Origin of the sequence: Bartonella occidentalis (genome assembly GCF_037070875.1) — a bacterium.
GTDB lineage: Bacteria > Pseudomonadota > Alphaproteobacteria > Rhizobiales > Rhizobiaceae > Bartonella.
Genome location: NZ_JAYMZJ010000001.1, coordinates 309,342 through 323,409, shown reverse-complemented (window position 1 = coordinate 323,409; position 14,068 = coordinate 309,342). Strand labels below are relative to the sequence as shown.

Here is a 14,068-nt window from a genome sequence, read left to right as displayed (position 1 = left end):
CACCTATCATATCGAAAGCAATCACTTCCCTACAAAAAAATCAACAATGAAGCGTTCATAAACAGAAGTAAGGTTTTCTATTTCCTCAAGAGATACACACTCATCTACCATGTGCATAGTTTGCCCTGGTAAACCAAATTCAACAACTGGGCAATAATCCTTAATAAACCGCGCATCAGAAGTGCCCCCCGAAGTTGAGTATTCTGGGGTATTTCCTGTCACACTTTTAATAGCATTTGACAAAGTCTTAACGAGTTTATCATTCTGAGTCAAAAAGACACTCCCCAAACTTTGCACCCACTCAAGCTTATAATAAGGCAACTGATCACAATTATTGTTTTCTTGTACTGAAGCAAGGCGACTTTCTATTTCCCTGACAAGCGTATCTTTTGTCCAAAGATCGTTGTAACGTATGTTAAAGCGAACTATTGTCTGCATTGGAATAACATTTACTGCAAGATTACCTGTATCAATTGTTGTTAATTCCAAATTGCTGGGTTGAAAATTCTTTGTCCCTTGATCCAAAGCACTTTGTGTCAATGCCTGGATAAGCTTACTTGCTAAAGGTAATGGATTGGCTGCCCGCTCAGGAAAAGCAACATGACCTTGACGACCTTTCACTGTAATGATACCAGAAATTGATCCACGGCGACCAATTTTGATCACATCGCCAACAGTTTTAACACTCGTTGGTTCTCCTACAAGAGCTGCAGTCCATTTTTCGCCTTTTTGTTCTGCCCATTTTAGAAGCTTTACCGTACCATTAATAGCAGGACCTTCTTCATCACCAGTAATCAAAAGGCTTACCGTTCCTTTAATGAATCGTTTTTCAAGAACCCGAGCTAACGCCGCAATAAAACATGCGATCGCGCCCTTCATATCAACAGCACCACGCCCATATAATTTCCCTTGATCTATTACACCTTCAAAAGGAGGGTATGTCCAACTTTCTAGCTCACCCGGCGGCACAACATCAGTATGACCGGCAAACATAAGATGAGGTTCCTCTTTGCCAATTTTTGCATAAAGATTTTCAACATCTTGCGTATTGGTATCTGAAAAAACAGGACGATCAACGCTAAACCCTATCTTTTTTAAAATTTGTTCCAAAGTTGACAAGGAACCCGCCTCATGAGGCGTAACAGAAGGGCAACGAATAAGTGCCTTTAATATCTGAATAGGATCTGTAAGGGCAAGCATAAACGCTCTTCCAATCTAAAGTTGAGAGTTATAAAAAATTATTAAGCTGAATTACAAAAAAGATAAAGTACAAATATGGAAAACACTCAACAAATTAAAAAAGAAGAACACAGCTGTTCTCAAGTTAATATGCCTACCTTACTATAATACAAAATACACAAACGAAATACTAAACAAAAAATTCTATTGAAATTATCTCCATTTCAATACCGCTTCATATCTCTAACTTGTGTGAATCAAAATTGATAGCATGCAGTATATGGCCATTTTCTTTCAACCAAGCACGATACTTTTTACTGTTGGGAAAAAGTTTTTCGCAAAGATCCCAAAATTTTGGTCCGTGATTCATCTCAATAAGATGAGCTACCTCATGGGCAACAACATATTCCAAAACTTCTCTTGGCGCCATGACAAGACGCCAAGAAAATGAAATTCGTCCATCTTTTGAACAAGATCCCCAACGGCTCTTTGTATCTTTGTAACAAATTGATCTAACTTTACGCCCTACTTTATGTGCATAATAGGCTACCAATGGCGTTATAATGAGTGCAGCTTGTTTTTTCAAAATACTCGCAACACGTCTTGGCAAATATTCTAATGAACCATAAACGATAATTTTTGGCTCTTGTCTCGCGTCATCTGCAATGATTTCGGTCACTCCGCGCCCTTCCTTATGCATTACAGTATGCTCAACACCCAATAAAGGAATTATTGTGCCCTCTTTAACGTAAAAGTTTTCGTGACAAATTTTTATGCGAGTAAAGCGCTCCTCAATCCAAGATCGGTGCTTTTCAATAAAACCTTGAACTGAACAAAAACTTGCCGATGGTGGTGTTGTTACACAAATTCTCTGACGAATTGCATCAATGCGCAACACAAAATTACGAGCACGCTTGTGCTTCCTTATCCGCAAAGGAATAACATAATTAGAGCAAATAAACTGCTGTTCATAAGTGAGCATACATCATACGCCTTTATTATCAATGAACTTTTTCTTATCCTGCATTAATTTGATCAATCAATGATCTCAACACTGTTTCGAGACAATCTAAATCTTGTGGACGCGAAAACCGATGATCTGCATCCCGAACAAGCGTTAGTGTTACATCATGTGAAGGCAAATGATCAAGCAAACTTAATGTATGCTGATAGGGTATCTTGTCATCTTCCATTCCTTGTAGAATATGGACTGGACATCCAACATCAAGACACCCCTTCATAACACTGTTATCTCGTCCATCTTCAATCAATACTTTTGTAAAAGGCATTGGCTCTTCATCACCAACCGCAGGCCGTTCAATATATCCTTTTTCTTCCAAAACTTTCCACTCCTCTGGACCTAACGCTGGTTCCACTAATGTTTGCGTAAAATCAGGAGCCGGCGCAACCAGCACCATGCCAGCAAGAGTTTTGTTTTTCTGTGCTAATATCGCAGCAAGCTTTAGAGCAATCCATCCTCCCATAGATGAACCAATTAAAATTTGAGAACCTTCACAATAGGTTTCAAAAATCGCTAAACTTTCTCTAACCCAACGAGAAATCGTTCCTTGAAAAAAGTCGCCCTCAGACTCTCCATGACCAGAATAATCAAAACGTAAACAGGATAAATTATTCTTTTTAGCAAAACCATCAACCACCGCCGCTTTACTACCCAGCATATCGGATTGATAACCAGAAAGCCAAACCAAACCAGGAGCACAATGACCTTTACGATGACGTACTGCGAGAGCAGTACCTTCAAACGAAAAAAATTGACAAGGAATATTTTGATCCATCACTTTTCCTCCATTCGGTAATATGAGCCGCCTTATATGCAAATAATATATTCTATCTCTTCCAATGTCATAAAAGAGAGGTATCCATTCCATTGAACAAAATCTTCTATAACATTCAATATTTTTACAACAAATTGACTGAACTTTATGTGCCTATTTTACATACGCAACGCCTTATTATCAGAGTTATAGGGGATGAAACGTATTTATTATCAAAAATGTATTTTAAAAATATCTTATGATTTGCCATAAACAACAGTTCTAGATCTGGCCTCTGCGCAACCAAAAACAATTTAAATCACTCTGTACTTCTATACCTCATAATACAACATTCCATAAAAGAAATCATCATGCCATATATTTAAGGTAAGGTTTTGTAAAAATCTTATATTATAAGCGAGTGTAATGCCTCTTAATTTAGAACAGGTATTTAAAATCAAACCCTAACACTAGAGAATTTTCAGCAACACCATTACACAACCCTTAATAACGTGATGAGCTGCTATGAACACATAATACGAAACGACATTTTACTTGCAGCTATACACGTCAGCACATATGAATAATTTACACATATATTCTTATCATTGATGAACTTTCTTCCCCCTACTCTACATTAATTTGATCAATTAACGACTTCAATGCTGCTTCTAGACAAACTAAATCTTGTGGGCGTGAAAGCGAGTGATCTGCATCACGAATAAGTGTCAAAGTCACATCGTGAAGAGGCAAATGATCGAGCAAACTTAATGTATGTTTATAGGGGATCTGTTCATCTTCCATCCCGTGCAAAATGTGAACTGGACATCCAACATCAATGCACCCTTTCATAACATAATTATTTCGTCCATCTTGAATAAAAACTTTTGAAACAGGTCTCGGTTTTACAGAACCAATTGCCCCGATTGCAGGAACTCCAATGTACCCTTTTTCTTCCAAAACCTCCCACTCTAAAGGACCCAACAACGGATCCACAACAGTTCTCGTAAAATCAGGAGCCGGTGCAACCAATATCATGCCAGCAAGCATTTTACTTTTTTTCGCCAGAGTCGTAGCAAGCTTTAAAGCAATCCATCCCCCCATAGAGTTTCCAATTAAAATCTGCGGACCCTCACAATAAGCTTCAATCACTGCTAAACTTTCTTCAACCCAACGAGAAATCGTTCCTTGAAAAAAGTCGCCCTCGGATTCTCCGTGGCCAGAATAATCAAAACGTAAACAGGATAAATTATTCTTTTGAGCCAACATATCAATCATCATCGCTTTGCTACTCAGCATATCAGATTGGTAGCCATGAAGCCAAACCAAACCAGGAGAACAGCTGCCTTTACGATAACGTACGGCAAGATTAGTGTTCTCAAAAGAAAAAAATTGGCAAGGAATATTTTGATCCATTGTATTTTCCTCCATAACAATATTTTTCTTATAGAAGAAAAATTTTATTTTCAAAATCTAATCAAATAAAGCGTGAATTCTAGTTGTTTTTCTGTGCATAATTGTATATTAGAATACGTTGTAGATGAATCAAAATTTAGGGAGCATAAACCATTCGCAGACCGTTTAAGATGACACCTACCCAAAAAGATGGGCCACGTTCAAATCAAGATATTCGGGTTCCCTGTATTCAGCTTATCAATGACGAAGGACAACATCAGGGCATCGTTTCAACACAAGAAGCACTTGCTATGGCTGCAGATGTTGGGCTGGATTTGGTTGAAATTGTACCGAATGCAGAGCCACCTGTGTGCAAGATTATTGATTTGGGTAAATTGAAATATCAGACCCAAAAGAGAGCTGCTGAAGCACGGAAAAAACAGAAAGTCATCGAAGTCAAAGAGATTAAGATGCGTCCGAATGTTGATGTTCATGATTATGAAGTTAAGCTAAAAGCTATTCATCGCTTTATTGATAATGGTGATAAAGTGAAGATTACCTTGCGTTTTCGTGGTCGAGAAATGGCGCACCAGGATCTTGGATTAAAGCTGCTTCAACGCGTTAAGGAAGATACAGGTGGTATTGCCAAAATTGAATCTGAGCCAAAACTTGAAGGCCGCCAAATGATGATGGTGATAGCACCTAAATGATTGGACTAAAGCAATCGACAGCGCACATTTTATCACTATGAGCGTATTATCACTATGAGCGTATGATGTGGATTTAGAAGCACTGCACGTAGTTATGTAATGTTGTAGTGCTTTTAAAAAAGTAGTCGGTGCGCAGAATTCTCTATAAAAACCTTTTTTACCACAAAGGGCTAAATGTCTTTGCATGAAGAAAACTTAATATTGCATAAAGCAACGATAGAATGATAGAAGTTCTTTATGGGTAAGAAACAAATTTCCTCTTTTGATAAATATCTTATTATTCGTCTTCTACGAGAAAATTTTCATAAACATGCACTTTGGTACTGTGCAGCCATTTTTTCAATGATCATCATTTCCTGCACAACTGCAATGAGCGCATGGATTATGCGTGATGTTGTCAATTATATTATTGATGCTCAAAATTTTAATATGATTGTGTTGATTTCTAGTGCCATTGCGTTTATTTTTATTCTAAAAGGAATTGCAACTTTTTTCCAAACTTACTTTCTAAGCAAAGCAGGAAATAGCATCGTTGCTGAGCAACAACGTAAAATTTATACACGCCTTATGCAACAAGGTGTCTCTTTTTACCAAAATAATACATCAGCTGATCTTCTTGTCCGTGTAACCCACAATGCTACAGCCGCTCGTCATGTTATCGATACCATTATTACAACTTTTGTACGTGATTTGCTTTCACTGAGTGGTTTGTTGATTGTCATGCTCATTCAAAATTTTACGTTAATCGCCATTACTTTATCAGTAGGACCACTAGCTTTTTTAGGAATTAGAATGGCTTTAAAACGTGTTCGTAACCTTATGGAAAAAGAACTTCTTTCACTTAGTGAAATTATAAAAATTGTGCAAGAAAGTACCATTGGTATTAGAGTTATTAAAGCTTTTTCACTAGAAGGATTAATGCAAAAACATATGGACAAAGCTATTTGTGATGTTGAAAAACAAGCAAATAGTATCGCAACACTTGAAGCCATTATAAATCCAATAATGGAAACACTCACTGGCATCGCCATCGCCGGTATTATCTGCTTTTCTGGCTACCTTGCAAGCCAACGTGCAGGCGCTCAAGGTGAATTAATGTCCTTTATTGTTGCTTTACTTCTAGCTTATGAACCTGCAAAAAGACTAGCAAATTTACGTGTAAAAATTGAATCTGGCTTAGTTAATATCCGTACAATGTACGAAATACTAGATCATCCCCTTGCAGTTATAGAATATGCAGAAGCTAAAGATCTGGATAAAGTTCAACAAAATCCTATTCGTTTTGAGCACGTTTCTTTCGCATATGCAGATGGTCAAATGGTATTGAAAGATATCAATTTAGAAATAGAACCTGGAAAAATGACGGCACTAGTAGGACCATCAGGTTCAGGAAAATCAACTTTTATCAATCTTATTATGCGTCTTTATGACCCTACACAAGGGCGTATATTGATCAACAATCAAGATATCCGCTATATTACATTTCGCTCTCTTAGAAGCCTTATGTCCTATGTAGGACAAGATACTTTTCTCTTTCAAGGAACTATTAGATATAATATCGGGCTTGGGAAAGAGGGCGCCAGCGATGAAGATATTATCAAAGCAGCAAAAGCAGCGAACGCCCACAACTTTATTATGGGTTTACCAGACGGTTATGATACGCAAATAGGAGATAATGGTAATAATCTATCGGGTGGACAAAAACAACGACTCGCTATCGCCAGAGCAATGCTTCATGATAGCGAAATCTTAATTCTTGATGAAGCAACAAGTGCATTGGACTCACACACCGAAGCACAAATTAATAAGGCTCTTTACCACCTCACCAAAGGACGCACAACCATTGTAATTGCCCACCGTCTTTCAACAATTGCTCGCGCTCATAAAATCATTGTCATGAAAGATGGACAACTAATTGAACAAGGGACGCCAAAAGAATTGCTAACAAAAGAAAATGGTTTTTACAAAAAACTTCACAGCATACAATATAAAACGCAAGAATTCTAGGCAATCAATCTTAGTAATCTTTTTCATAAAATAAGCCAACACTAGAGTTTTTTTCATTCCCTATAGCACCCTTGGCTTTGAGATTACGTGAAATATCCAGATTAATTGTCCCCTTCGTTGTCCCATCTGACTCTGCTTCAAATCCTAAATAAATGTTATTGTGTATATAGCGTCCAATACGTAAGCCCGTATTCCCCTTTTCATCAACAACAACATCAAGATCATCAAGACCAATTTTAGCTCGTAAAGCGTTCCACAAAGATGTATTAGAAGCACCCACAAGATTAGCAGCAGCAGCAGCAAGTTGAGCAATCTGAAATGGAGATAACTCACTAAGCGAGCGATTAAAAATTAAACGAGCTAAAATTTCATCCTGAGGCAAATTAGGTTGCGAAGAAAAATTAATATCAAGATCATCAATAGTTCCACTTACAATTACAGTGACGCGAATATTATCGCTGTTATTATTGGTCACAAAATAAACTGTAGGATTAAGATTACCACTGAAGCTCGCATGCCCCTGATCAAAATTGAGACGCTTTGAAAGAATATCAAAACGTCCACGAATCATCTGAAACTCCCCAACTGGATGTACATCATTCAATGGCCCAGTCAGATTAATACGCCCCCCCAATTCAGTATCTAAACCTCTTCCACGTACAAAAAATTGATTACGTGACATAATATTCATATTTAACCGTACAACAGATGAAGATTCCTGAGGGATATTACGGCTTTTATAACTTTTCACATCAGCACGTTCGAGAGTTTTTCGAATTGGTTTAGTTAAATTCTTATTTTTAACATCAAGAAATCTTGTGTTTAAAAAATGATCGGGAACAACAACTTCAGCTTTTTCAACGTTGATATCACCACCAATAACAAGATCACCAAGAAAATAACCTGCTATTTTTACCTTACCTGACAACGTTGCAACAACCGTGGAACCATCATTATAATTGGCATGATCAAGATAAATAAGCAAATCTGTTTGCAAATCATTAGTGATATGACCAGACACAGAAACCGCTCCCCCGCTAAACGAAGAAGCAGAAGCTTTTTCTATAAGAATACGGTCACCATTTAGTTTTCCTTCAAGCGTTATATTATTCAATCCAAAATTTGTTTGTGAATCAAAAAAACCTCCATCGACTATGGAAAAATGTCCTATTAGCTGTGGTTTAAATAATGAACCGTTTATAGTGGTATCAATTTTTGCCATGCCCGTTACATTCGTACCACGCTTCGCTAACAATAGATCAAAAAAAGCAAGAGGTAATTTCCCCTTAACGTTCAATTTAGCCTCTGAACCACTTAGAGCAACAGCCCCATTCATGGAAAGATCTAGTCCTTTATCTCCTGTTGCTATCATATTATCGATATGCAATGTGGACTTTTTGTAGAAACCATGTGCATTCATATTTATCGATATAAGCCCTTTATGGGTTATAACATTCATACTGTGGCTAGAAAGTTCAAAATGCGCAGATGGATCCTTCACGGTTCCACTAATATCGACTTTTCCTACTACCATTCCTCCAAGTGCTTTTCCTTCAATAAAGCCATTGGCTAAATGCGTAGATAAATTTTGCAAATTAATATGTAAATCAAGACTGTTTTGACCTTCTAAAGATAAACTACCCTGCGCTTGTGCTTGAATTCCTTCTCCTGTTAAATCTGAATTTAAAGTGAGAAGTTGATTTACCGTTTTACCTGTAGCAGAAAATGTAAAAGGCATTATTTTTTTATCTTGAAAAGCAGCCGTTGTAATGCCTTCACCTTTTATATCATAGCTCACATTAGGTTTCTTCAAATTACCACGGATCATAACTTGCCCTGTTAAAGTACCAGAAGCTCCAAGGCTAGGCTTCCAAAGATTAACCAAAGAGACAGGAAAAGCATCCATTGTAAGATGCAGATTGAGAGTATCATAAAAGCTACCCGCAAGCATGATCTTACCTCCATTAACCGAAAATCCTAAATCGCTTATCATCATCCCATTTTTATCAAAAATAATCGTAGCCGGTTTCGGTAATGCTGCATGAAGATTATGCTGCTTCACACCCATAGTTTTAATCTGCACTTCTCGTTTTATACCTTCTGGAAGACTCATTGTAATTACATGGCCAGAAAGCTGTACATTTGTATTATCATGCAAGAGTGTTTGAATAGTAAAAGCCGTTTGCTGCTCATCATTGTGATCAGCAAAAACATTTAAACGATTAACCGTTACCAAAGGTGTTTGAATCTGTTCTCCTTTGACAAAACCCTCAAACTGCGCCGTGCCAAAAGGATCAAATATATGTGCTTCTGCTGCCAATTTTTTAATTTTATTCTTTGCAAAACTTAAATGATCAACATCAACCTTTAAATTGGCTTTTTGTCTATCATGGTATTCATTAAAGATAAAATCTCCTTTTATTTTTCCACTGCCTTCCTGTAAAAACAGAGCAGCAAGTGCTGAAATATCATCAGCATCAATATGCACAAACCCTTTCAGAAAGCCTTCACGTGGTTGAGAAAGATTGCCAGTTATCTCCGCGTTTCCTCCTCTAATGCTTATATTCTGAAGATACCGAATCTGATTGGAATCTTTAAAAGAAGCAGATAAACGAAGCGGTTTCTCAGCAAAAGTTCCTTGACCTTTTAAAGATCCTGTTAGATAGGAAGTAATTGGCGATGTATTATCAATAAGTACGTTAAGATTAAATGTTGTGTTTTGAAGTTTTTTTTCCACTAAAAACGCTTCAACAATCTGAGCACGTGTTTTAAGCTTTATAAGACTATTGGATCCCTTAGCTCTACTTTGAATCGTAAGAGCACCTCTCATCCTTGGATCTAACATAGCAAGATCAGATATTTGAGCAGTCAAATCCATCTTCGCATTTTCTCTCGAAAAATATCCATTGGCCTTTATGCTTGTATACTGATTTTTCAAATATAAATGATGCAAAACTAAACCCATTGTATTCCAAGCAGCCCCTCCCGAAAGAGTAAGGTTTCCTTTGAATAAACGATCAAAAGGCTCCATACCTATTTTTAGGTTATTGGTCATTCCTGATAACTCAAGATCAAAAGCACCACTCATTAAACCAATATTCCCTTTCGCTTTAATATCTGCACCACCAGAAAATGTTCGTTCACTCAACAAACCCAAATGAGCTAATGTCCGTGCTTTCAAACCGAGGTTACCTGTAAAAACAAAATGGTTCATTTTTCCTTTTAACCAAGCAGAAAAACCTTGAGCCGTAACACTGAAATCATGAATCAAAACTGATTTTTTAGAAACAATATCGGTGTCTAGATGCACATGAACCGTTTGGCTCAAATCTGTTTCAGAGGCTTCTTTAGTATTTTTAATCGCTTCAAGTGTTCCGTTAATCTGAATACCGACATGACGAGAAGCTATATCATCAAGATTTTCGCTCACCCCTCCCATGTCAAAAACCGCATCACGAACATGAATATTTTTACTGCCCAAATTATGTATAGTAAGCCGTCCTTTCCAAGACTGTTGACCTTCACGACCATAATCAATGGTTAAAGCCAGATTATCCACATACGCTGATGTCCCTAACACTGGTGTAGAGCTACTTTCCTTATCAAGAGCTATCTTTCCATCAATAAAAAGCTGCCGTAAAAATCCATCTGCTGTCACTTTAGCATTAGCTATAATATTCACAGCTTGCCCCTGAATGACCATATTATCTAGGTGGGTCACACCCTCTTTTGTCATCCTCCCCTCTGCTGTTAATGTAATATCAGACTCAAATAGGCTACGATATTGTGTGGGCATAAAAAGGCCAAGTTTACCCACTAATTTTGTAGAAAGACTGTGCCCTTCTGAAATACTTGCAAGAACCACATCACCATCTAAAATAGGATGATGATCTGCCTCTAAATGAAGCTTGACAACCAAATCATCAAAAGTACCATCACCTTTAACAGTAAGATTTAATGCAGGGTGTTTTTCAATGTTAAGAATGTTGGCCACAATACCATTTTGCGGTTCATCAGCTGAAATATCAATCTTGGCTATACGATTGCTATTAGATATCTTCGTCATAATAGAAAAAGAACCTGGCTTGTCCAAACGATGAGCCTTTATATCAGCATCAAGATCGCCATTAGCCAAAGTTAAATGCCCTTGTAAAGACAGATCAGCAAAAAAACCAAAGAGGTTCTGTTCAAGCGCCACATGCTTAGCTACAAATGTATTAACAAAAATGGAAACAGGCAATTTTGGTAGAGAAAATTTACCCTCCTCAACAGAAGAAACTAAAGAAGAGCCTTGTGATTTACGTAAAAACGTAATCTGTTCTATAGAAAGATGGTTAATCTCAACATTTCCCCTTAGCAACGCTAAGCGATTCCAATCTATTTTAGCATTATCAATTTTAAGCCAAACACCTTTTTTATCGCTAACAGTAATGGCACCAATTGACAATTGAGAAGACAATGCTCCACGTATATCATACAAATGAATCTGGCGATTGGGTGCTGAAAGTTTACGTTCAATAAAAGAAGCAAGCCATGAGTTATCATCCTCTGTCATTTCATTAAAAAATGAAGTGCCTCTCTGCACAAGAACAAAAATGCCCATAAAAAGAACAAAAACAAATAAGAAAATCCAAAAACGTCCTATTTTTTTCATCAAAATGCTTGCCCTATACCCACATAAAAACCAATACGAGGATCGCCTTTTTCCCGTTTTAGAGGAAAGGCTAAGTCAACACGTAAAGGACCAATCCCTGTCATATAGCGACCTCCAATACCGATACCCCATTTCATTTTTTGAGAAAAATTAAAAGACGCTTTTTCCCCTACGACACCTCCATCAATAAAACCCACGAGTCCTATCTTATCACTGAAAGAAAGACGTAATTCTGCTGAACCCTCAACAAGCATACGTCCACCAACGACTGCATCATTTTCCGTTTTGACACCAATATTACGATAAGCATAACCGCGTACAGAGCCACCACCACCAGCAAAAAAAAGTGTATCTGAAGGAACTTGTCTTGTATCACTCCCAATAATTGTACCAATTTTCGCACGTGTTGCAAAAACAAACCGATCCTTTTCCCCTAGACCCCAATAAGAACGGCCTTCTACTGTCATTTTTGCTACAAAATTATTAAAGAACATTTCATAAAAAGGCTCAAAAATTACTTCACCATACAAGCCTTTTGTTGCGTCGAGCTTATGATCACGATCATCATAAATCAAACCGCTCAGGAACCCAACTGTTCTGAAATTACGATTTCCAAAATAGATATCACGTGAAGAACTATTAGAAACTTCTACAGAAGCTTGCCCTGATAAATTATCATTGAAAATGTGCGTAACACCTAACTTTCCTTTGATGCCTCTGGTTGTGTAATTATCTAAAACATCCTGTTGCACTTTTAATTCTGCTCTAAAGTCCGTATCAGGAGTGAATATACCAGGCTTTATAAACGTGCCTCCAAAAATATAGTCAAAATTCTTAGGGTCATATGGTTGCTCTTTGTCGCTGCCAATACCGCTTACTTTAGTCTCTATTTTCAGACGTTCCGCATGACCAAAAAGGTTGTTATGAATCCAATAGGCTTCAAAACCTGCACCATCTAATGTTGAATAGCTACCACCAACACCAAAACGTCTTGGTTTACGTTCTTCTAAAATAAGTGTCATCGGTAAACTACCATCAGAATTAATTGCATCAGCCTCGCGCAAATTCACAGAGTGAAAAACATCAAGTCTTGCAAGTCGTTGATTAACTTTGGCTAATGCATCAGAATCGTATTTCTGACCTGGCTTCAATCTTGTCATCCATGTAATATAAGCTGAGTCTACCCGTGGTTTCTTACTTACATTACGTACAGTTAAATGACCATAATGAGCTTCTTGTCCAGGATCAACTGTTATCCGCGCATCAACGGAATGCATAGAGTGATCAGCAACCACTTCACGATCAATAACTTTAGCTTTAGCATAACCTTGTTGACGCCACCTTTTAATCGCCCATATTTCTGCTTTAAGAATGGTTTCAGATTTAGCCACAGCTCCAACCTTATAACCCAGATCTTCAACAGAGGGCATTTGATTAGTTTTTTTTGCGAATGGAGCAGCTTTATTGATACGTGCAACATTAAAAATATACTGTGGACCAGCATCAACTGTAATAACAATTTTGGAGTGCTTTGGTAATTGAGCTACAGGACTCAGATCCGCAACTTCTAAACCGTTAATCTGAATATTAATAATACTACCATAGCGCCCATCTGCATAAAGAGCAGACAGAATCGCCCGATAATCTGAACGAGCTTTTGCCAATAAACCTGAAGAACTAGATAAAGCTTTATTCTGATCAGCGACAAGAGAAGACGCAGCTTTAACTATTGCAACACCCTCTGGTGAAGCACCTGATGGCGCAATGACTTCAACTGTATAAAATTTCTCTGTACCGCTAACTTTAAAAGAAGAATTTGACTCCTTTTTACCAAAAAGAGGAATGCCAAAAAGCTCAAATGCTGCAAGCGGCTTTGTGGATATAAAAGTTAAAAATAGACTTGTAAATACATTCCTTATGGTCACTGATTTTAACAAAATTCTTACCCGATATATCATCAAATCAGATACCCTTAAACACTACAAATAACATTAAACAAGAACGATCAATACACTTAACTTTGGATATTTTATACATTTGACCGTATAAAATGACACCTTTTGCTTGAAATGCATAACGCCAGACTCCCTTCATACCCATCAGAATTTTGAGCGGCTGTGCAATACAAACAACCCCGTTTTTTTCTTTAGCATATTCATTCAGCTTACTATAAATACTTTATTTAACTGAGTGTCAGCATAGTTAAATTCATGCAAACCATAATCTATGATTCTATCACAAAAGCTTACACACCTATATAGATCCCTTTACCCCAAAAGCCATATAGACACTTCTTGATTTTTATATGCAGATATGATTGTTTCTTTGCAGTGTAAACAAGGGGGGAT

8 protein-coding genes are annotated in these 14,068 nt (G+C 37.3%); 2 read left to right on the top strand and 6 right to left on the bottom strand.

The features are described from left to right. Nucleotides 1-21: 21 nt before the first annotated feature. From dapE to WCP78_RS01370, 4 genes are all read right to left on the bottom strand, one after another. Nucleotides 22-1,200 (bottom strand): succinyl-diaminopimelate desuccinylase, encoded by a 1,179-nt coding sequence (gene dapE, locus WCP78_RS01385; protein ID WP_336278727.1) that lies wholly within the window; start codon nt 1,198-1,200, stop codon nt 22-24. Between the two features lie 214 nt (nt 1,201-1,414). Continuing rightward, on the bottom strand, nt 1,415-2,161 hold the full coding sequence (locus tag WCP78_RS01380; RefSeq protein ID WP_336278726.1) for a M48 family metallopeptidase: 747 nt from the start codon (nt 2,159-2,161) through the stop codon (nt 1,415-1,417). Nucleotides 2,162-2,195: 34 nt separating this feature from the next. Then, entirely contained in the window at nt 2,196-2,975 is a 780-nt protein-coding gene (locus WCP78_RS01375) for an alpha/beta hydrolase (protein ID WP_336278725.1), read from the bottom strand. Between the two features lie 606 nt (nt 2,976-3,581). After that, complete coding sequence (locus WCP78_RS01370; RefSeq protein WP_336278724.1) at nt 3,582-4,370, bottom strand: alpha/beta hydrolase; 789 nt, start codon at nt 4,368-4,370, stop codon at nt 3,582-3,584. Nucleotides 4,371-4,540: 170 nt separating this feature from the next. Between WCP78_RS01370 and infC the strand changes: the two genes are divergently transcribed. Beyond that, complete coding sequence (gene infC, locus WCP78_RS01365) at nt 4,541-5,059, top strand: translation initiation factor IF-3 (RefSeq protein WP_336278723.1); 519 nt, start codon at nt 4,541-4,543, stop codon at nt 5,057-5,059. A gap of 237 nt (nt 5,060-5,296) precedes the next feature. Further along, nucleotides 5,297-7,066 (top strand): ABC transporter ATP-binding protein, encoded by a 1,770-nt coding sequence (locus WCP78_RS01360; protein ID WP_336278722.1) that lies wholly within the window; start codon nt 5,297-5,299, stop codon nt 7,064-7,066. Nucleotides 7,067-7,076: 10 nt separating this feature from the next. Here the strand turns inward: WCP78_RS01360 and WCP78_RS01355 are convergent, their stop codons facing one another. Continuing rightward, entirely contained in the window at nt 7,077-11,720 is a 4,644-nt protein-coding gene (locus WCP78_RS01355) for a translocation/assembly module TamB domain-containing protein (RefSeq protein ID WP_336278721.1), read from the bottom strand. Then, a complete protein-coding gene (locus tag WCP78_RS01350; protein WP_336278720.1) occupies nt 11,720-13,678 on the bottom strand; it encodes an autotransporter assembly complex protein TamA in 1,959 nt (652 codons plus the stop codon). Before WCP78_RS01350 ends, WCP78_RS01355 begins: the two co-directional genes overlap by 1 nt. Nucleotides 13,679-14,068 lie beyond the last annotated feature (390 nt).